This is a genomic window from Ammoniphilus soli, assembly GCF_040813775.1.
Window position 1 is genome coordinate 22,068 of record NZ_JBEGDL010000005.1, and the last position, 21,248, is coordinate 43,315.

The window sequence follows — 21,248 nt, forward strand, 5'->3', positions numbered from 1 at the left end:
AAATGGGAATGGAGAAATTGTTCAAAGGGATAAACATCCCCAGAATGATTCGGATTAGACAGCATTTTGAAAGAGTAACGATTTCGGATATACCGAAGGCCATAAGGGAACAGCTTGGCAGAGAGGAGATTATAGGAAGAATCAAGAAAGACGATCGGGTAGCGATAGCTGTTGGCAGTAGAGGTATCGCCAATATACCGTGTATTGTCAGAGAAATGGTTATGACGGTCAAAGAGAGAGGGGCGCACCCGTTTATTGTGCCGACGATGGGGAGTCATGGAGGAGCAACAGCTGAAGGGCAGGCGGAAGTACTTGCTGAGCTCGGTATAACTGAAGAATCTACAGGTGCTCCCATTGTTTCAAACATGGAGGTTGTTCAGGTCGGGGGTTCTAAAAATGGACTCCCTGTTTATCTCGATAAATTGGCGTATGCGGAAGCGGATGCTATCATCGTTACCGGTCGCATTAAGCCGCACACTTCCTTTCGGGCCACCTATGAAAGCGGTCTAGCCAAAATGATCGCTGTCGGGCTGGGCAAACAAGTCGGCGCCGAAATCGTACACGAGGCCGGCGTGGAGAATATCCCCGTGAGAGTTGAGGAGATTGCAAGAGAGGCGATCGATAAATCGAAGATCGTCTTTGGTGTTGGGATGATAGAAAACGCCTATGATGAAACGTTCAAGATTGTTGCCATCCCGAGGGAACGGATCATGGATGAAGAACCAAGCCTGCTGGAAGAGGCCAAACAGCTGATGCCAAGCATCAGGTTTGATGCATGTGATGTGCTCGTTGTGGATGAAATGGGGAAGAACATCTCAGGAAGCGGTATGGATCCTAATATTATCAGAAGAAATTACTCTGGTTCCGTGAAGCACAAACCGCTGGCCCAAAGAATAGCGGTTCTGGATCTTACCAGGGAGTCGCATGGGAATGCCAACGGAATGACCAATGCCGACATTTGCTCCAGAAGATTCTTTGATAAGATCCAATTTGAGTCGACCTATCCGAATCCATTAACGAATAGGCTGGCCCAGGCTGTAAAAATTCCGATGGTCATGGAAAACGATAGTTTGGCCATAAGAGCGGCCATGAAAACCTGTTTTGACGTAGATTATAACTTTATGAGGATGATTCGGATAAAAAACACGCTGGATCTGGAACATATGTTCATTTCGGAATATCTGCTCGAAGAAGCGAAAGCGAATCCCAATATCGAAATCTTAAGTGAACCGGAATTCATGAGCTTTAACGAATACGGCAATCTTTTTTAAAAGTGAGGGAGCTGTAGCTGAATACCAAAGCGGGAGCATGACTCCGAGGGACTATATAAACTTTGGACAAAGTAATGAGGGTGACTCATAAGTACCAGGTACATATGAGTCACCCTCATTCATTAACTGCCCATTTTGGCTAAAGATTCCACCGGTTGGAAGGTGGAGTGGGAAGTCCATTTATCACCCGTGTTGTATAAGTGGAGTAAAGTCACTTAAGATTAAATCAAACAAAAAAATTTTAAAATAGTAGGAAAAGCTCCATCTATTGAGCTAAAGTTCCATCGTTTTGGTCGCTTCATTGCAAATAGCGGGCTTTTTCCAACTATATGGAAGAAAAAATCATGATCTGGAGGATTAATTGGAGAATCTCCAGCTATTTCAAAATCACCCCCGCTGATTAACTTGCTTAGGCATTCTGTTCGGTTAAGACCAAGGGTCCATTTTTCGTAATTGCTATCGTATGTTCATACTGGGCGGAGAGCTTTCCATCCGTAGTTCTGGCCGTCCAGCCATTGGCATCCATTTTAGATTTCCATGCCCCGATATTAACCATCGGTTCAATGGTAATGACCATCCCTTCTTTAAGCCGAGGTCCCTTACCGGCGATTCCGTAGTGGGGGATATGGGGCTCTTCATGCAGGGTAGGCCCGATTCCATGGCCGGTAAATTCTCTCACTACGGAGAAGCCCTGTGCTTCCACATAGGTTTGGATGGCGTGGCCTATATCCCCGATTCGATTTCCGGCTAAAGCCTGTTGGATGCCTAGATATAAAGATTCCTTGGTGACTTCCAAGAGGCGTTTTGCTGGATCGGAGATGCTTCCTACCGGATAGGACCAAGCGGAATCGGCTAATCCGCCATTTAGATTGACAACCATATCAATGGTTACGATGTCTCCGTCTTTTAAAGGAGTCTTTCTAGGGAAGCCGTGGCAAATCTCATCATTAATGGAGGCGCAGGTGGCGTATTCATATCCCATAAATCCTTTTTGCTCAGGCTTAGCCCCATGTTTTGCTAAGTATTCTTCAACAAATTGATCGATTTCGGCTGTCGTAATGCCGGGTTTGAGTATTTTGGCAATCTCTTTATGACAAGAAGCCAATAGCTTTCCTGCTTCATGCATCAGTTCGATTTCTCTTTCACTTTTTAAAGTTATCATTCATCTGATCTCCCTTGAGGTTATCGTTTCAATCCTGTAAATAGAAGGATAATGACACCATCGCGCCAGTCAGGCGGAACGGGTTCGTTCATCCTCTTTTTATGAAAATAGTTGCTGGCTGTCCCGATCAATGTGCCAAAGTAAAACTGAGCCATGGTCTCCGCGTCTAGAGAGGCAATTTTTTCGGCATCTGTTGCCTCTTTGATGGTACTTAATATTGGAGAGTAGACCTGTTCGGAGAAGGTTTCCCTTAGTTTATCCTGTTGATGAATCGGGAGGGGTTCTGTTTGGAAAAAGGTTTTGAACAGGATATATAAATAGGGTTTTTCAAGCCACTGATTTAACTGGGATTCGGCAAAACGCTCCAAGCGAACCAGGGGGCATTGATCGGTGTCGATTGTCTGGCCTGTAATTCTTATTGCTTCTTCCAAGGCTTCAGCGAGGAGCTCTTCAAGGAGGGTCAGCTTATTATTGTAGTAATGATAAACCGTACCTCGACCTAATCCCGCCTTTTTGGCAATGTCGCCAATTTCCATATTTAGGCCTTTTTCCATAAAGACTTCGGCTGCGGTTTGTTGAATTTGAAACATCCGCTGTCTTCGAATGGCTTCATTTTGTTCTTTCGTACGGGGAGTCATAGCAGCACCTTTCTTTTGACATTCTGGCATGTCGATCTATAACTGTATTCTTATACTATACTTTGGGGAGGAAAAAGGCAATTGATGAAGTAAAAAAATGGACGCAAAAAAAAGGGGAGCTTGTCCCCCTCTTTTCTAGCTGTTTTCAACACCTAGGGCTAGGCCCCGGCTGAATTTAAAGAAATGCTTGATAAGGGAAACTGTTCCCTTAATTCAAGAGATAAGATTATTCCTTAAACTCCTTTAATATCTTCTTCCTTCAAATTCTCCTAATGCATTAATCAGTGCTTTAATGTAGCCAATGGAGTAGGCAAAGCCCATGCTAGAAGCTTTCCAGCCTACGTTTGAGTATCCGAATCCAGGATGTAAGTCAGGCTCATCGCCTTCCATAATGAGGACGTGGTCTGGGTTAATGCAGCCGTTATAGCCAACTTTTCTCAATTCCAACAGGATTTTGAACATATTCATGTCACCATCGTCCAGCATGGCTTCCTCAAAGCCGCCAGCAGTCGGAAGGCTTCCTCTCACGTTGCGGAAGTGGACAAGGAAGATTCTATCTTTTCTGCCAAAATGATTAATCTCATCGATGACTAGAGAAGAACCGCCCGCTTCAGCGCGAGTGCCGATGCAGTAAACGAATCCGACATTCTTATTTGGAAAATCATCGATAATCCGGTGTAATCCCAATCCTCCAAACGGGGTATCGGGGTGTGGCGTGTCCGACGGATGCATCGCGATTTTCACATCATAATCTTGAGCCACGGGCACTAAGCTGCGATAGGCTTCGCGAAAGCGGCTCCACCATTGCTGATGCTCTTCTAGAGTAGGGGTTTCATGCTTTTCCTTCATGAATCCAACGCTTTCGCCGCGACCAATGGCTCCGCCGCGCTGTTCCACTTTATAAATCTTGGCTTGGTTAGGGAATACATCACCGGCAAATCTCTGTCTTACAATCTTGATTCCAGCTTCTCCGAACACCTTTATAGCGTTTACTGAATTTTCCAATTCTCGTTCACATCCAGGGCGGTTTTCCATAAAGCTCTCTGTCATATTTGGCAAAGTCACCCGGTTGATATCAAGACCCCATGAACGGATTTTTCTTTTCAATTGTAAAAGCTGGTCCAAGTCAGGGTAACCCTGCTCTTTTACTCCAGGAAAAGAATGCCCTACGCCAAAATCAAGATAATCTACGCCTAATTGAGTCAGTTGCTTGAAGTCTTTATCGGTCAAAGCAGTGGTATTTAGTGTTACGGAAACCTTCATTATTTCTCACCCTCCATAGTTAATGAAAACGCTGTATAATTTATGCAACTTATTGTAAGACAAATGTAATTATAAGTCAATTTTTAATTTTATAATGAATATTAATAGGCAAAGAGTTGTTGGTTTTGGAGGCTGTCTTTACTTAGCAATTGACAATATATTCAAATGCTCCTACGATAGATATGCAGTTGATTTTATTTATTGCGAAGAGAGAAGAGACTAGAAATAGGAGAGAGAGCCATGCGTAGTTATCAGATTCTGGCGATGTGCGGATTGTTCCTTGTTTATTATTTCGTACAGCAGGAGTGGCTGAAGTATCTTGTTGTGGCCATGGCATTGCTAGCGTTTGTCGGAAGTGCAATGAAGGCGAAGGGATTTCCCCGATGGCTTGGCCTGTTTATGATGGGCATGGGGATTTTCCTTGAACTCCAGAAGGGTGCAGGTGCAGTTGGAATCAGCGAAGGGATATTGCTGACACTTCCTTTGCTCTGTTTGATTGTTCTTGCTCCGCTTATTGCTTTACCCTTAAGGGTTGGGGGATATTTCGGAGCGGTGGATTCGTTGCTGCATAACTTGCTGCACCATCCAAAGAAACTGTTTGCTGGAATCACAGGTACCTTGTTTATACTCACGCCGATCCTTAACTTAGGGTCTGTTCGGATTCTCAATGAATTTCTTAAAGATCTCCGGCTTCCTTCAACGATGTCGGCCAAAAGCTATCTTGTGGGTTTTTCAACTTCTCCCCTGTGGTCTCCTTATTTTGCATCCGTTTCGATCGTTCTCCATTACTTGAACATTCCTGTCGGGGAATATATTATTTACGGTTTCTCTTTCGCTTTTCTTTCCTTAATCATCGGAAATCTTTTATTTGCCATATGGGAGCACAGGCATCCTATGGTTTCAGATTCGGCTTCGGAAACCCCCTTGGATAAAGTTCAGCGCAATCAGCTGATCCGGCTCGTATTGTTTGTGATCGTCTTGCTAACTTGCTCACTCTTGATTGAATATCTGACGCATTGGTCCATGTTAGTGATTGTAAGCCTGATCTCTATCTGTTTTCCGCTGTTATGGGGCTTTGTCTTAAAGGGACGGAGCATATTGCTCTCGGAGTTCAAGGGGTTTCGCGATCAGACCGTGCCGATGCTGAATAATGAAATCGTGCTTTTTACCAGCGCCGGCCTCTTGGGGCATGCGTTGCAAGGCACAAGCTTCGCGAATGGGATCAGCGGATATTTGACAAATCTTGCTCATCAATCGTTCCTCTTATTTGCATTAGCCGTAATTGCTATCATAATTGTGGTAACTTATATTGGGATCCATCAAATGGCTGTCATTACTGCGTTCGCGATGCAATTGAATGCACAGGAGCTGGGAATTAGCAATCTATCGCTGGCTATGCTATTATTGCTGGCCTGGTCCACTTCAACCGCATTAAGTCCTTTTTCTGGCTTAAATCTTATGGTTAGCCGGATTTCGGGAGCATCGGGAGTCCAAGTCGGGCTTCGAGCAAATGGAGTTCATTTATCCATCGTTACAATAATCGGGATTGTAATCATCACCTTTATTCGCTAGACCTAGAAAAGACTCGATCACACTTGATCGAGTCTTTTTTGTTTTCCTTATGTATTCATGTAAAATAAAATATTCTTACATATAAAAATTATTAATTGACATATATTTTTATTTGTCTTACAATAATAAAAACAAACGAGAAACTAACATGACAAAAGGTGAGTGAATGAAACCTAGGCAGACAGAAATCAGTATGAACTCCGTTAGACGTGAGACGCTTTCCCAGCAGGTGATGGATCAAATCATTGAGTTATTGACGCACGGTCAGCTAAAGCCAGGCGATAAGCTGCCTACAGAAGCAGAATTGACCGAATTGTTTCTTGTAAGCCGACCTGTACTAAGGGAGGCTTTGAGTTCCCTAGAGACCATGGGAATCATTCAAAGAAAGACGAGGGAGGGAACATTTTTAGCTGACAAAATTGGAAGTGAACCTTTTTCGATAATGTTAGCGATTTCAATCGGGGATACGCAGTCCATTCTTGAAGCTAGAATGGCACTAGAGTTGGGGCTAGTCACGTTAGCAGCTGATAAAATCACGGATAAGCAATTGGCTGAGCTGGAAAAATGTTTAGATCTAACGGCCAAAAACCCAGCAGATTATCTCCAGTTTGATCGACAATTTCATAGTTTGATTGCTTACAGTGCTAATAATCCAGCTCTTGAAGGGCTTGTTGATCCGCTTCTTCGCATTTTTGATAGAACCCTGAAGTTAGTTCCACCTATTCAGCGTAATTACGCGGTCACTTTAGAACAGCATTATGAGATTTTAAGTGCCTTGAAGAACCGTGATCCCATAGCTGCCTATAGGAGCATGTTCCATCATTTAAATTATGTCAGAGTAAAGGTGGTGAATCAATTGCGGAGGGGGAGTTAACATTCAAGTGTTCGTATCCGCTTTTAATGACTGGCATTCAGTAAACTAACGTTAATGACACGATCAAAACTTGCGAGGTGAAAATGAATGATAAAAAAGTATGAAGATCTCTACTCTAGTATCTTTTTCATGGGCTATGCAATTTTAGTACTTATCCTAAGTTTAAGCATTAAGAAGCTCGACGTTTCCGTAGTAGGATCCGCATTCGTTCCCCGGCTAGTTGCCATTGGAATCTTTATTCTCAGTGCCAAGCTACTATGGGACGGAATCAAAAAAAGCAAACAAGCGACTCAAGTCTCAACCGATGAGGAAACGAAAGATGGAGAGTCACAGGAGTCGGTTAATTATGCTTCAGTCTTAATGACCGCAGCGCTCATGGTTATCTACGTTGCTTTAATCGGACCTTTAGGTTTTTTGCTTTCCACTATCCTTTATCTCAGTTTGCAAATCATGCTATTTACGGATCGAGCTCATTGGAAAATTCCTTTGTATGTGGTGATTGCTATTTTAACATCTGGTTCAATCTATTACATTTTCAGAATGGTGCTGCATGTTATGCTGCCTGAAGGAATCGTTGGTTAATAGAAAGGAGTGAGACTATGCTAGAAATGATGTTATCCGGTTTTTCTACTGTTTTTGATGTGTCTACAATCGTATTGATTACAGCTGGGGTATTTCTTGGACTGATCTTTGGATCTATTCCGGGCTTAACGGCTACAATGGCGATCGCAATATGTTTGCCAATTACCTACACCATGGAGCCCAGTGAGGGAATGGCGTTGCTGATGGGACTTTATATTGGAGGGGTCTCCGGCGGACTTATCCCCGCGATATTGATGAAATTGCCGGGAACGCCTTCATCCATTGCAACTACGTTTGATGGTTATCCCATGGCTCAGAAAGGCCAGGCGGGACAAGCTTTTTCCTGGGCGATCATCGCCTCGTTTCTTGGTGGGCTTTTAAGCATTCTTGTCCTGATCCTGATTTCGCCTCCGCTTGCCAAGTTTGCGGTCAAGTTTGGCCCTTATGAGTATTTTGCAATCGCTATCTTTTCCTTAACGCTGATCTCGAGTTTGTCGGGAGATTCCATTGTTAAAGGGGTTATTAGCGGTCTGATGGGGATTACGTTAGCGATGGTAGGAGCTGCGCCGATCGATGCGTTTCCTCGCTTCACGATGGGAATGAGCTCTCTGGATGCCGGTTTTAATTTATTGCCCGCACTCATTGGATTATTTGCCGTATCTGAAATCTTGATTATGGCGGAATCAAAGTATAAAGGAAATTCAACAAAACTCAGCTATAAGATGAAAGGAATCGGAATTAGCCTTTCTGATTTCTTCAAGCAAGGATGGAATTTGTTAAGATCCGCTTTAATTGGAATCGGTATTGGCATTCTGCCTGGAATCGGTGGAGGAACCTCCAATCTTATTGCCTATGTAGCAGCAAAGAACCAATCGAAGCATCCTGAAAAGTTTGGAACAGGGATTCCTGACGGCGTTGTAGCCTCTGAGACATCCAACAATGCAGCGGTCGGGGGAGCGCTTGTCCCATTGATTTCGCTAGGAATTCCGGGAGATACCGTTACAGCGATGCTATTGGGAGGACTTGTCCTGCATGGCCTTCAGCCGGGCCCGTTATTATTGAAGAATAATGGAGATATTGTCTATGCCATTTTTGCTGCCTTGTTTGTAGCGAATATTATCATGATCATTATGATGTTTGCAGGAATGAGAGCCTTCGTAAGACTTTTGAGCATCCCTCAAAATATCCTATTGCCAATTATTATGGCCTTGTGTGTAGTAGGCGCATACGGCGTGAACAATCGTTTGTTTGATGTAGGAGCATTATTGTTCTTCGGGCTTTTAGGATATGCCATGATGAAATTCAAGTTTCCTATTACGCCGGTTGTTCTTGGGTTTATTCTTGGCCCGATTGCGGAAACCAGCTTGCGCAGAGGACTAATGCTTTCCCAGGGAGATTTTACTCCGTTTGTGACAAAGCCGATTGCTGTCTTTTTCTTGGCTGCAGCCTTCATCTCCGTTGGACTGAAAGTCTGGCAAAATGCAAAGAAGAAATCTGTAAACACGTTGGAAATGTAGGGTTAAATCCATCAAGCTTTTAATAGAAGAATTTCTATTAAAATAAACAAAAATTAGGGAGGGTTTACGAAATGAAAAAGTTTTTTAAAGGAATGGTCCTGTCTTCCATGGCTCTCATGCTGTCTGTTGCTGTGGGTTGTTCCAATCAGGAAAGCACTCCATCTGCATCTCAGCCTGCTGAACAAAATAGTGAGCAAAAGGCTGAAGGTGGCGGAGATGCCTACCCCAATAAGCCGATTGAAGTGGTTGTTCCTGCAGGAGCAGGTGGAGATACAGACCGAAACACTCGTTTGATGGCGAAATATTTAGAAAAAGAGCTGGGCCAGCCTATCGTAGTAACGAATGTAAATGGAGCCGGAGGCAGCACGGGGACCAAAAAGGTGCTTGACGCTAATCCGGATGGGTATACGGTCCTTTCTTTCCACAACTCCATGCTATTAAACAAAATCATGGGACTGGTCGAGTTCTCTTATTCTGATCTTGAAATCGCTGGAATTGGGATCACAGACTTAGGAAATACATTCATGGTCAATAGCAATTCCCAATTCCAAAATTTGAATGACTTGATTGAGTATGCGAAGCAAAATCCGAAGAAGGTGTCGATTGCAACGGAGATTGGCGGATTTACCCATTTGCAGCTGATAGCGCTTCAACAAGCGACAGGCACAGAATTTAACATCGTAGATGTCGGTGGAGCTGCCGAAAAAGTGACGGCGTTGCTTGGAGGGCAGATTGATATTGTACCTACCTCGATCGGATTGGTTACCAGTTATATGGAGTCTGGCGAGTTTAGAAGTTTAGGGGTTATGGCAGAAGAAAGAATTCCAAGCATGCCAGATGTACCGACTTTTAAAGAACAAGGTGTAGACATTTCCTTTGATAAATTTTTCTTCTGGGGCTTCCCAAAAGGAACTCCACAGGACGTAATAAACAAGTTCTCTGCTGCGGTAGAAAAGGTATCTGCCAATGAAGAGTTGAAAAAGGAACTAGACGCTTTTGTTGTAACACCTGTTTATATCAATGGTGAAGAAGCAGTGAAGCATATGTCCGAATCTGAAGCTTACTACAAGCAATTACTAGGAAAGTAATACGCTATCGAGAGGAGATCTGCCCACAAAAAGCTCGTTTTTGTGGGCAGATTCATTTCCGAAAGACATATAATATTTTATCCAAATAAGAATTGACATACTTTTTTATTTGTCTTACAATTAGACATATAAAATATACGACAATTTATCAGGTGAAAGGGGATTAATAAAATGGCAAATCAACAACGCAATGTACCTACAGGAATCATGGGGTTTCCGGTCGCTCCGTTCGATCAAAGCGGCAAGCTAGATACAAAAGGGCTGGAGGCAAACATTCAATTCCTTTTGGATGAAGGGTTAGGATCCATCTTCGTGGGATGCGGAGCAGGAGAATTCCATGCGCTAACTCACGATGAATATCAAACCATGATTGAAGTTGCCCAATCTGTCATCCAAGGACAAGTGCCGCTTTACACGGGAGTTGGCGGAAATATCACCCACGCGGTAGAATTGGCTCAAATTTCCGAGAAAATGGGAGCAGATGGTTACCTCATCCTGCCTCCATACTTAATCGAGGCAGAACAAGAGGGATTATATGAGTACTTGAGCACCATCATCGGAAGCACTAGCTTAAACGCGATCATTTACCAACGCGATAACTGTGTGCTAACACTAGAGACAGTTAAAAGATTAGTAGAGTATCCGCAATTGGTAGGATTAAAAGATGGTTTAGGAAACATGGAACTAAACATTGAAATTACGCAAACCATCGGAGACAGACTTTTGTATCTAAACGGGATGCCAATGGCTGAAGTGACCATGCCAGCCTATACAGGAATTGGATTTAAGGCCTACTCTTCCGCCATCTCAAATTACATTCCTCATATCTCGAAAATGTTCTATGATGCATTGCTTAATGGAGATCAAAAATTAGTCAGCGATTTATACCAAGATGTAATCTTGCCGATTAATAGAATTCGCCGTTCCAGAAAGGGTTACGCGGTTTCCTTGATCAAAGCAGGGATGCAAATCGTTGGATTGCCAGTTGGAGCCAAGGTTCGCGCACCGATTACTCCAGTAGAGCCGGCTCACTATGAAGCACTAGAAGCCATTTTAAAAGTAGCTTTTGAAAAGTATCCAAAGGAAAAAAAGGCAGCAACCATCTAAGAAAGGTAAGGGTGATCAAGGATGTCAACCATGACTAAGGTTCAAACCTATCTCAACTATATCAATGGACAATGGGTTTCTTCCTCTACAGGTGAAGTGGAGGGCAGTATCAATCCGGCTAATAAGAATGAAGTGGTAGGCTATATTCAAAAATCCTCGGCACAAGATCTAAACGATGCGGTCGCTGCAGCCAAGCAAGCGCAAAAGCAATGGAAAAAGCTAGCCGCTAGTGTTCGTGGAGAATACTTGCGCAAGGCTGCAGATGTGTTGGAAAGAAGAATAGATGAAATTGCGGCAACAGCAACGAAAGAAATGGGAAAGACTTTTCCCGAAGCAAAGGGTGAAACCGCACGCGGTGTAGCGATTCTTCGCTATTATGCCGGAGAAGGCATGAGATCGATTGGGGATGTGATCCCTTCGACGGACGCAGATGCGTTAATGTTTACCACCCGAGTGCCTCTAGGAGTTGTCGGGGTTGTAACGCCGTGGAATTTTCCTGTAGCGATTCCGATTTGGAAAATGGCTCCAGCTTTAGTTTATGGGAATACGGTTGTAATTAAGCCTGCGTCGGAGACAGCTGTTACATGCGCATTGGTCATTGAATGCTTAGCAGAAGCAGGATTCCCCGCGGGGGTAATCAACATGATTACAGGTTCCGGCTCTGTGATTGGGCAAGGATTAGTGGAGCATCCGGATGTAAACGGAATTACCTTCACCGGTTCCAATGGGGTTGGAAAGCGGATCGGTCAGGCAGCTCTAGCGCGCGGAGCGAAATATCAGCTGGAAATGGGCGGCAAAAACCCTGTCATCGTAGCGAAGGATGCCGATTTGGATTTAGCGGTGGAAGCCACCATCAGCGGCGGGCTGCGCTCTACAGGTCAAAAGTGTACGGCAACGAGCCGAGTGATTGTCCAAAGTGAAGTGTACGATGAATTTAAGGCGAAGCTTCTCGAAAAGGTAAAAGAAATTACCGTTGGAGACGGCATGAAGTCTGGCATTTGGATGGGCCCTTGCGCGAGCGAGAGCCAATATAAAACGGTTCAACACTATATCAATAAAGGTCTGGAAGAAGGAGCTACTCTTCTTTTCGGAGGCCGACAGCCACAGGGTGAAGAATTTGAACAAGGCTTTTACGTTCAGCCTACAGTTTTTGACGGGGTAACAACCGATATGGTCATTGCCCAAGAAGAAATCTTCGGTCCGGTTCTGGCTTTGATGAAAGTGGATACGATGGAAGAAGCATTAGAATTAGCGAATGATGTGGAGTTTGGCTTGAGTGCCTCCATCTTCACTACTAATATTAGTAATATGCTTTCTTTCATCAACGAGATGGATGCAGGGCTTGTTCGCATCAATGCAGAGAGCGCTGGGGTAGAACTGCAGGCTCCATTCGGCGGAATGAAGCAATCCAGCTCACACTCCCGCGAGCAAGGAAGAGCGGCGATGGACTTCTTCACATCGATTAAGACGGTATTTGTAAAATAAAGAATAAACAAAGCTCGATCGATAAGAACTTAGGAGTGAGACTATGAATCAAGAAGCGACCATAAATCAAGACACAAGAGAAGGTTTTTCTGGTACTCCTACCATTACTGAGCTACAGGTAATCCCTGTTGCCGGCCATGATAGCATGCTCTTAAATTTGAGCGGAGCCCATGCTCCCTATTTCACCCGCAACATCGTGATTCTCAAAGACAATGCAGGGAACATAGGAGTGGGTGAGGTTCCAGGAGGAGAGCGCATCCGACAGACGTTAGAGGATGCCAAGCCGTTGGTTGTCGGGCAATCTATCGGAAGATACAATAACATCCTAAACTGCGTACGCAAGCAGTTTGCTGACCGAGATGCGGCGGGGCGCGGATTGCAAACGTTTGATTTGCGCATTACCATTCATGCTGTAACCGCGCTTGAGGCGGCTCTGCTGGACCTTGTAGGAAAATATCTCGGTGTACCGGTTGCGGCCCTCTTGGGAGAAGGTCAACAGCGCGATGCGGTAGAAATGCTAGGGTACCTCTTCTACATTGGTGATCGCAACAAAACAGATCTTGCTTATCTGAGTGATCCGAATGCGGATAACGACTGGTTCCGCCTGCGCCACGAGGAAGCATTGACTCCTGAGGCGGTTGTTCGTCTCGCTGAAGCCGCACACGAGCGCTATGGCTTTAATGACTTTAAATTAAAGGGCGGGGTCCTCCGCGGGGAAGAAGAGATTGAGGCGGTGACCGCTTTAGCCCAACGCTTCCCTGAAGCTAGAATCACTTTGGATCCCAATGGCGGATGGCTGTTGGAAGATGCGATTCGCTTATGCCGTAACATGCATCATGTCCTTGCTTATGCCGAAGACCCTTGCGGAGCCGAGAAAGGATTTTCTGCCCGTGAAGTGATGGCTGAATTCCGCCGTGCGACAGGTCTTCCTACAGCGACCAACATGATTGCAACCGACTGGCGTGAAATGGGACATTCCATTCAGCTGCAATCGGTAGATATTCCTTTAGCTGATCCGCATTTCTGGACGATGCAAGGCTCTGTGCGTGTCGCTCAAATGTGCCATGAGTGGGGACTGACTTGGGGATCTCATTCCAACAACCACTTCGATATTTCATTAGCGATGTTCACGCATGTGGCAGCTGCGGCACCTGGAAAGATTACGGCGATTGATACGCACTGGATATGGCAGGATGGACAGAGCTTAACGAAGGAGCCGTTCCGAATCGTGGGTGGTATGGTAGCTGTTCCGGATAAGCCAGGTTTAGGGGTTGAGCTGGACATGGAGCAAGTGGAAAAAGCTCATCAGCTTTATCTGAAAGAAGGACTTGGCGCACGCGATGACGCGATGGCGATGCAGTACCTTATTCCGGGGTGGAAATTCGATAATAAGCGACCTTGTATGGTTCGATAATAGTTAGGATTAAGATCAAGCACATCGACTAATGGGCGATGTGCTTTTTGCATGAAAGGGAAGAGAATTAATAATAAATACTTGGTTAGAATGTGAATTATATTGTTATAAATAAGGAATTGTCTTACAATATAAGTAATGAAACTAGGAGAGGAGGGGGGATTTGTGGACGAGAGAGGAAATGAAGTAGTCGTTAAATCTGTCCATCGCAATACGCTATCAAAACAAGTAGTGGAACGGATCGTTCAATTGCTAACCAGCGGACAGCTTAAACCAGGGGATAAGCTTCCATCGGAGATGGAACTCATGGAGATGCTGGAGGTCAGCCGGCCGGTTCTGCGAGAAGCGTTGAGTTCCCTGGAAACGCTTGAAGTGATCAAACGAAAAACCCGGGAGGGAACATTTATCAATGATAAGATCGGCAGCAAGCCGTTTTCTGTTATGTTAGCCCTATCTGTGGATAATTTGCCCGCAATCGTTGAAGCCCGAATGGCGCTGGAGCTGGGCTTGATCACGATGGCCGCAGAAAAGATCACCGATGAGCAGCTAGAGCGCATTAAACAAACCATTGATCGAATCGCCGAAAGTGTCGATAACGATTACGGAGAATATGATAAAGAATTCCATCGATTGATTGCCTTAAGTGCAAACAATCCTGTGGTGGAAGGAATGATTGATTCTCTGATTGTGACACATGACCGAGTGAACAAGCTGATCAAATTCCGGGAACGTGACTTAACGGTCGATCACCATACAGCGATCTACAAGGCTTTGGCGAAGCGCGATCCTCAGGAAGCATTCACCCAAATGTATCGGCATTTGAATTATGTCCGAGGAAAAGTATTAAATGCAGCAAATGAATAAATGGAAAGAAGGGTAACCAAAAGGGAGACACACGCTCCTTTTGGTTACCCTTTTTTGTATGGTAAAGCCCATTTGTTTCCATATATATCCATAAAAATGACTTGACATTCACTTCAATTACTATTATATTCATCTTATAAATATTTTAGTTATTAAAGTATTTGGGGGTAGCGAATTGAATCAGTTTGAACAGCTTCTTATTGCATTAAAACAGGTCCACGAAAGTTTCATTGATATTATACAAACCAGTGATGATAGCGGGATATCTCATGCAAATATATTTCTTCTTTTCATGATTTATCGCAAAGGAAGCATTAAAACTACCGACATTTCCAAGCACTTTGACATCACGCCGGGTGCCGCTACAGCAATAGCGGATAAGCTGGAGAGTTTAGGATTTATCGAACGGGAACGGGATAAGAAGGATAGGAGGGTGGTTGTCATTTCCTTATCGGAGAAAGGCTTGGAATTTTTGAATCAGAGAAGGAATAATAATGTGAAATTGTTTGAGAAGATCTTAAAGGATTTCTCGGAGGACGAGATTTTTTCAGTTATTGCCTCATTAAACAAAATATCTGATGCGATCGCTCACTTTAAAGCTTCGAGGAGCGAATAGCGTAGTCAGAAAAGGAGAGGAATATTCTTGGAACATCTGGAAATGAGAAAGAAAGTACTAATTATGGCTGCTGTTATGTCTGCCATGTTTTTTTCGGCCCTTAACATGACCATCGTGGGGACTTCCTTGCCGAAGATTGTGGCAGAAATCGGCGGAATGGAATACTTTAACTGGGTTTTTACGATCTATGCCTTGACATCGAGCATTACGGCAGCCTTGGTTGGAAAGCTTTCTGATATCTACGGCAGAAAGATTTTCATCTTAACGGGAATCGGTATTTTTATGGTTGGTGGCTTATTAAGCGGATTTTCTGATTCGATCTTTGAACTGATTATTTATCGGGGAATTCAGGGCTTTGGCGGCGGGATGGTTATGTCCACGGCATTTACAACAGTTGGGGACTTGTTCTCGCCAAGAGAACGTGGCCGTTGGCAGGGAATGATGAGCGGGGTATTTGGCTTATCCAGTTTGTTTGGCCCGACTCTAGGCGGGTATATTGTCGATAACCTAGATTGGTCTTGGGTATTTTGGGTATTTCTTCCGATTGGCTTTATTGCCTTTTTTATGATCCTGAAGCTTTATCCGCAAGCTCCGCAAAAAGAAAAAGAGAAAGTCGATTATTTAGGTTCGTTTTTGTTGGCGATGGTCATTTTAACCTTGCTCTTGGGATTTAGTTGGGCCGGAACCGAGTATGCTTGGAACTCGATCGAAATCATTGGGTTATTCATTGCATCAGCAGTATCTCTTGCCTTTTTTATCGTGGTTGAGAGCAGGGTAAAAAGCCCAGTCGTTCCTTTGCAATTATTTAAAAACAAGATTGTGACTGTATCGAATTTGGTATCTTTCTTTTCCGGGATGGGGATGTTTGGGGTAATTATGTACGCTCCCTTTTATGTGCAAGGGGTGCTCGGGCAATCTGCGACCGCGTCAGGCTTGGTGGAAATGGTGATGACCATTTCGATGGTTGCATTCAGTGCACTGTCAGGACAGTTGATTACCCGTACAGGCAAGTATAAAAAAATCGGATTAGTTGGTTTTACCGTGATGGCGATAGGAATCTTTTTAAATTCTAGGTTAATGCCTGATGCTGCCTTGTCCATGATGATATTTAACCTCGTCCTGACAGGCATCGGACTCGGAATGACCATGCCGATTTTCACATTGACGGTTCAAAATGCGGTAGATCACAAGTATTTAGGGGTGGCGACCGCTACTTCCCAATTGTTCAGACAAACGGGAGGCACCATAGGCGTTGCCATTATGGGGTATGTGATGAGCTCTAGAATGTCTGCTAAACTGGCAGAGACTAAATTGCCTTCCATTCCAGAAGGGGCTTTAGGAGATGTAAACATTCATAACCCTCAAATTCTAATGAATCATGAAGCCGTTGCACAGTTGAAAACAGCCGTTCCGGCTGATCTGCTTCCTTTGCTGGATCAACTCATACTGTCTTTGAAAGATGCCTTGAATTATTCTTTGACACAGGTATTTCTCTTGTGCACGGTTCTTGTGGTGGCGGCTTTTGTTCTGACGTTATTCCTAAAGGAAATCCCGCTGCGAACCTCAAACGAGGGTCCGAAGCCGGTAAAAGAGGCAGTAAAGAATATTGGATAGATTGATTTTTTTAAGTGGAGGAAACTTTATCCTCTGCTTTTTTTGTATAGAAAAGCTGATAGATCTGTAATGAAAAAATAGTATAATGATACATAATTAAAGGTTACACACTAAGATCCATTGGAGAGACCCTATGAAGAATCTTACCAAATTTAGACTCCAGGAGCGGATTACTCTTCTTGCTGTCTTTCTCGTCCTTTTCATTGTTATCCTGACAAGTGCTTTATTCTTTTATGCCACCACCCAATCCGTTGAACAGCAGGTAGGTAAAAGGGCTCTTCATCTCGCGCAATTTGTGGCCAATATGCCTGAGATTCAGGAGGCCTTTCGCACGGAAGAGCCTTGGAAAAGCATTCAGCCGATTGTTGAACGGATTCGCTTGGAAACCGATGCGGAATTTATTGTTGTGGGGAATGAGCATGGCGTTCGTTATTCCCATCCGATACCGGAAAGAATCGGTAAAGAGATGGTTGGCGGGGATAATGAAAGGGCTTTAGTCTATGGGGAGTCTTATGTATCTAAAGCGATCGGCTCGCTTGGGCCTTCTCTGCGTGGAAAAGTGCCGATTAAAGATGGGGAAGGAAGGGTTATCGGTATTGTATCTGTAGGCTTTCTCTTAGAGGATATAGAGGATACTGTGGAATTCTTAGGACTCCGGATTCTTGGCATTGCGGCACTCGGTCTTTTATTAGGTATAATGGGATCTATCTATCTCGCGCGAAGTGTCAAGAATGCTATGTTCGGTTTGGAACCGGAGGAGATTTCATCCCTATATCAAGAACGGGATGCAGTGATTCAATCCGTAAGGGAAGGAATTATTGTTGTGAATCGGAAGGGGCATATTTCGATGGCGAATCAAGCGGCTGTTGACATTTTGGACCTGCCAAACCGGGATGTTATTGGAGTGCCTGTGATGGATATTATTCCCCATACTACGATGCTAGAGGTGCTGCACACAGGAGAGAAGCATTTGGATCGCCAGATGGTGGTGCGAGGCAAAGTGATCATTGCGAACCGTTTGCCGGTGAAATTTGAAGAAAAGGTAATCGGCGTCGTTTCAAGCTTCCGTCTTAAATCGGAAATGGATCAGCTCACGGAGGAGCTGTCCCAAGTGACCCGATATGCCGAAGCGCTTCGGGCCCAAACCCATGAGTTCAACAATCTCCTTTATACGTTGTCGGGTCTGCTGCAATTGGAATCCTATGACCAGGCGCTTGCGCTAATTCATAAGGAGACTGCTGACCAGCAGGACATTGTTCATTTTATCATGCGTAAGCTGCAGGACCCATGGCTGGGGGGAATCATGCTCGGCTTTTATAATCGGGCAAAAGAGTTGAAGGTTCAATTTATTTTAGACCGAGAGAGCAGCTTGAAGAAATTGCCGGGGCACATCGAGAGCAGTGCCATCGTCTCTATCCTGGGAAACTTAATTACGAATGCATTCGAGGCCGTGGAAAGCAATCCTGAGCCTAAAAGAAGGGTAAGACTGTTTGTAACCGATCTTGGGGATGATCTTTTGTTTGAAGTTGAAGATTCTGGACCAGGAGTAAGCGATGAATTAATGAACCATATATTCAGAAGGGGCTTCACGACCAAGGAAGGGGAAAAGCGCGGATTGGGACTGGCCCGGATTAAAGAGTTAGTGGATGAGCTGGATGGTACCATTGCCATTGAAAAAGGAGATGAGGGGGGCGCTTTGTTCATTGTTGCCATCCCCAAAGAGAGGAGTGAGAAACTTGACTAGGCCTATTGAAGTCTTGATTGTGGAGGATGATCCCCGGATTGCCGAGATTCACCGCCGGTTCACGGAGAAGGTAGAAGGATTTTCTGTCATTGCTACGGCAACGACCGGAGAACAGGCGAAGGAATGGCTTGAGGTGGTCCAGCCGCAACTGGTCCTATTAGATGTATATCTGCCCGATATGAAAGGAATTGATCTTGTTTCCTTAATCCGGCAGAGTTATCAGCATACCGATGTCATTATGATTACAGCGGCTTCCGAAGTTGAAGTGGTAAGAAAAGCCCTTCATGGGGGAGTATTCGACTATATCGTCAAGCCTCTAACCTTTGACCGATTCAAAAGCAGTCTTGAGCATTATCGCCAGCAATTGAACCGGTTACAAGGGAACGAACAGCTGTCATCTCATGAGATTGAAAGCTTTTGGAAGCCTCTCCAGCCCTCTGCTTCTAATGCTGAGGTCCCGGAATACACGGAGGCACCGAAAGGCATTGACCCCTTGACTTTGGACAAGATTTTAAAGTGTGTAGCACAGATGGGGGACAATGGAATGACGGCCGAAACCCTTAGCCATGAGGCCGGAGTCAGCCGCTCTACTGCCCGGCGCTATCTGGAATATCTCATTTCGCAGAAGAAAATTCATGCCGAGCTCATCTATGGGAATGTGGGTCGACCAGAGAGAAGGTATTTTCGGACCACACTGTGATTTTTATGAACAAAATAAATTGTATGGTACTTATCCTACTTATGGTCTAAAACTTCTAAAATAAATAGCTTTCTGATAATTTTAAGACAGGAAAACAACCTGTCTTTTTTCTTTAAAAAAAGTAAAGCGAATTCACGAGGGGGAAAAGGAATGAAAAAGTTTGCTGCCGTATTGTTATCTGGTGTGATGGCTCTTAGTTTAGCTGCCTGTGGCGGTGGAGGAAATGAAGCGACAACAGGTACTGCTTCCAATGATTCAACTTCTGCGAAAACTGAAAAGGCTTCCAATTATCCGGAAAAGCCGATTACCGTAGTGGCTCCATCTGGTGCTGGCGGCGGTTGGGATAAAACGGCACGTTCATTAACGAAAGTGCTTGCCGAAGGCAAACTCGTAGATAAAACGATGACCGTTGAAAATAAACCGGGTGGCGGTGGAGCTGTATTCATGGCTGAATATGCGACCCAAAGCAAAAAAGATGATTATAAGCTGTTCGTAAATTCTCCGCCTATCTTAATCAATAATCTGAAAAAGGAAGGGAACAGTCCTTTCGGCTATCAAGATACCACTCCTTTGGTTCAATTGACTCGTGATTATGGTGCGATCGTTGTGAAAGCGGATTCTCCGTTCCAAGATTTGAAGTCTGCATTAGAAGCTATGAAAGCGGATCCTTCCAAGGTAACGGTTGCCGGCGGATCTGCACCAGGTTCGATGGACCACTTGGTTGCTGTTCTTCCTGCTTTCAAGTATGGAGTCGATCCTAAGGCTGTCAAGTACGTTTCTTATGATGGCGGCGGGGAAGCGATCGCAGCGCTTCTAGGCGGAAATGCTGATTTGATTGCAACCGATGCATCTAGTGTGGGTGAATATTTGAAGGCTGGCAAGATTCGCGTGTTGGCTGTAACATCTTCTGAACGTTTAGGCGGAGACCTTAAGGACATCCCTACTACGAAGGAAGCGGGTGTAGAAGGCGCTGAATTTACGATCTGGCGCGGCGTGTTCGGACCGAAGGAAATGTCGGCTGATGCATTGGCTTACTGGCAAGAAAAGCTGAAGGCTTTATCTGAAAGCGAAGGCTGGAAGAATGAGCTTCAAGCTAACGGTTGGGAAAGCGAATTCAAGAACAGCGATGAATTCAAAGCTTTCTTAGGTGAGCAAGAAAAGCAAATCCAAGAATTATTGGCTGCATTAGGTATGGCGAAGTAAGAAAAGAAAAAAGGGGAAGAGTGAACGGTTCTCTTCCCCAAGCATTTTATTTGGAGGTGAGCTGGAGTGAGCCAAACGTTTGACAGGTATGCAAGTCTCGTCTTTTTTATTATCGGAGCGGCTTTTATTTTTGAAAGCAGAAAGATTTCTGCGAGCGCCTATGGCAGCAGTGTAGGTCCAGATATATTTCCATTGGGTTTAGGCATAATTCTCATCCTACTTAGTATCCGTCTTTTTTATGAAACAAGATTTTACTCTACTGTGAAAGCAAAAGGCCAGGCCTTAGACTATAAAAGCTTCCTTATCATATTAGTCTCCGCAATTTTATACGGTTTGCTGTTGGAACCGCTAGGATATGTCATTACTACGTTTGTCTTTTTAACCATTGGGTTTCAAGTGATGGAAAAGGGCGGATGGTGGAAAACGCTGGTTATTTCAGGTGGTTTTTCGTACGGCATTTATTATCTGTTTGTAGAAGTACTGGAAGGTTCCTTGCCGGGATTTCCTGTATGGTTCAATTAGGGGGTGAGTGAT

General features: G+C 44.5%; 19 protein-coding genes. 16 read left to right on the plus strand and 3 right to left on the minus strand.

Annotation, left to right across the window (positions count from 1 at the left end):
* Window positions 1-8 precede the first annotated feature (8 nt).
* Window positions 9-1,271 carry a nickel pincer cofactor-dependent isomerase, group 22 gene (locus ABLT31_RS12085; protein WP_367751779.1) on the plus strand — a complete coding sequence of 421 codons (1,263 nt, stop codon included), beginning with the start codon at window positions 9-11 and terminating at the stop codon, window positions 1,269-1,271.
* Window positions 1,272-1,680: 409 nt separating this feature from the next.
* Here the strand turns inward: ABLT31_RS12085 and map are convergent, their stop codons facing one another.
* The 3 genes from map to ABLT31_RS12100 all read right to left on the minus strand — a co-directional run bounded on the left by map (window position 1,681) and on the right by ABLT31_RS12100 (window position 4,334).
* Window positions 1,681-2,433: a type I methionyl aminopeptidase gene (map, locus tag ABLT31_RS12090; protein ID WP_367751780.1), complete on the minus strand. Its 753-nt coding sequence runs from the start codon at window positions 2,431-2,433 to the stop codon at window positions 1,681-1,683.
* A 20-nt stretch (window positions 2,434-2,453) separates the two neighbouring features.
* Window positions 2,454-3,101 (minus strand): TetR/AcrR family transcriptional regulator, encoded by a 648-nt coding sequence (locus tag ABLT31_RS12095; RefSeq protein WP_462976488.1) that lies wholly within the window; start codon window positions 3,099-3,101, stop codon window positions 2,454-2,456.
* Window positions 3,102-3,314: 213 nt separating this feature from the next.
* Window positions 3,315-4,334, minus strand: coding sequence for a mannonate dehydratase (locus ABLT31_RS12100; RefSeq protein WP_367751781.1), 1,020 nt, complete (start codon window positions 4,332-4,334; stop codon window positions 3,315-3,317).
* Between the two features lie 240 nt (window positions 4,335-4,574).
* Here ABLT31_RS12100 and ABLT31_RS12105 point away from each other — a divergent pair, with 240 nt between their 5' ends.
* From ABLT31_RS12105 to ABLT31_RS12175, 15 genes are all read left to right on the plus strand, one after another.
* Window positions 4,575-5,906: a TRAP transporter large permease subunit gene (locus tag ABLT31_RS12105; RefSeq protein ID WP_367751783.1), complete on the plus strand. Its 1,332-nt coding sequence runs from the start codon at window positions 4,575-4,577 to the stop codon at window positions 5,904-5,906.
* 166 nt (window positions 5,907-6,072) lie between these two features.
* Complete coding sequence (locus tag ABLT31_RS12110; protein ID WP_367751785.1) at window positions 6,073-6,780, plus strand: FadR/GntR family transcriptional regulator; 708 nt, start codon at window positions 6,073-6,075, stop codon at window positions 6,778-6,780.
* Window positions 6,781-6,867: 87 nt separating this feature from the next.
* Window positions 6,868-7,362, plus strand: coding sequence for a tripartite tricarboxylate transporter TctB family protein (locus ABLT31_RS12115; RefSeq protein ID WP_367751787.1), 495 nt, complete (start codon window positions 6,868-6,870; stop codon window positions 7,360-7,362).
* A gap of 17 nt (window positions 7,363-7,379) precedes the next feature.
* On the plus strand, window positions 7,380-8,879 hold the full coding sequence (locus tag ABLT31_RS12120; protein WP_367751789.1) for a tripartite tricarboxylate transporter permease: 1,500 nt from the start codon (window positions 7,380-7,382) through the stop codon (window positions 8,877-8,879).
* A 71-nt stretch (window positions 8,880-8,950) separates the two neighbouring features.
* Window positions 8,951-9,967, plus strand: a complete 1,017-nt coding sequence (locus ABLT31_RS12125) for a tripartite tricarboxylate transporter substrate binding protein (RefSeq protein ID WP_367751791.1) — start codon at window positions 8,951-8,953, stop codon at window positions 9,965-9,967.
* 171 nt (window positions 9,968-10,138) lie between these two features.
* The gene (kdgD, locus tag ABLT31_RS12130) at window positions 10,139-11,074 is read left to right on the plus strand and encodes a 5-dehydro-4-deoxyglucarate dehydratase (RefSeq protein ID WP_367751793.1); all 936 of its coding nucleotides are present in this window, start codon (window positions 10,139-10,141) and stop codon (window positions 11,072-11,074) included.
* A 21-nt stretch (window positions 11,075-11,095) separates the two neighbouring features.
* Window positions 11,096-12,559, plus strand: coding sequence for an alpha-ketoglutaric semialdehyde dehydrogenase GucD (gene gucD, locus ABLT31_RS12135; RefSeq protein ID WP_367751795.1), 1,464 nt, complete (start codon window positions 11,096-11,098; stop codon window positions 12,557-12,559).
* A 43-nt stretch (window positions 12,560-12,602) separates the two neighbouring features.
* Window positions 12,603-13,973 carry a glucarate dehydratase gene (gene gudD, locus ABLT31_RS12140; RefSeq protein WP_367751797.1) on the plus strand — a complete coding sequence of 457 codons (1,371 nt, stop codon included), beginning with the start codon at window positions 12,603-12,605 and terminating at the stop codon, window positions 13,971-13,973.
* Between the two features lie 165 nt (window positions 13,974-14,138).
* Window positions 14,139-14,837: a FadR/GntR family transcriptional regulator gene (locus tag ABLT31_RS12145; RefSeq protein ID WP_367751799.1), complete on the plus strand. Its 699-nt coding sequence runs from the start codon at window positions 14,139-14,141 to the stop codon at window positions 14,835-14,837.
* Between the two features lie 175 nt (window positions 14,838-15,012).
* Window positions 15,013-15,453, plus strand: a complete 441-nt coding sequence (locus ABLT31_RS12150) for a MarR family winged helix-turn-helix transcriptional regulator (RefSeq protein ID WP_367751801.1) — start codon at window positions 15,013-15,015, stop codon at window positions 15,451-15,453.
* Window positions 15,454-15,480: 27 nt separating this feature from the next.
* The gene (locus ABLT31_RS12155) at window positions 15,481-17,067 is read left to right on the plus strand and encodes an MDR family MFS transporter (protein WP_367751803.1); all 1,587 of its coding nucleotides are present in this window, start codon (window positions 15,481-15,483) and stop codon (window positions 17,065-17,067) included.
* Between the two features lie 133 nt (window positions 17,068-17,200).
* Window positions 17,201-18,811 (plus strand): ATP-binding protein, encoded by a 1,611-nt coding sequence (locus ABLT31_RS12160; RefSeq protein ID WP_367751805.1) that lies wholly within the window; start codon window positions 17,201-17,203, stop codon window positions 18,809-18,811.
* Window positions 18,804-19,511: a response regulator gene (locus tag ABLT31_RS12165; RefSeq protein ID WP_367751807.1), complete on the plus strand. Its 708-nt coding sequence runs from the start codon at window positions 18,804-18,806 to the stop codon at window positions 19,509-19,511. The genes ABLT31_RS12160 and ABLT31_RS12165 overlap by 8 nt, the downstream gene beginning before the upstream one ends.
* Before the next feature lie 150 nt (window positions 19,512-19,661).
* On the plus strand, window positions 19,662-20,714 hold the full coding sequence (locus ABLT31_RS12170) for a tripartite tricarboxylate transporter substrate binding protein (RefSeq protein ID WP_367751809.1): 1,053 nt from the start codon (window positions 19,662-19,664) through the stop codon (window positions 20,712-20,714).
* 66 nt (window positions 20,715-20,780) lie between these two features.
* A complete protein-coding gene (locus ABLT31_RS12175; RefSeq protein ID WP_367751811.1) occupies window positions 20,781-21,236 on the plus strand; it encodes a tripartite tricarboxylate transporter TctB family protein in 456 nt (151 codons plus the stop codon).
* The last annotated feature ends 12 nt before the right edge of the window (window positions 21,237-21,248 follow it).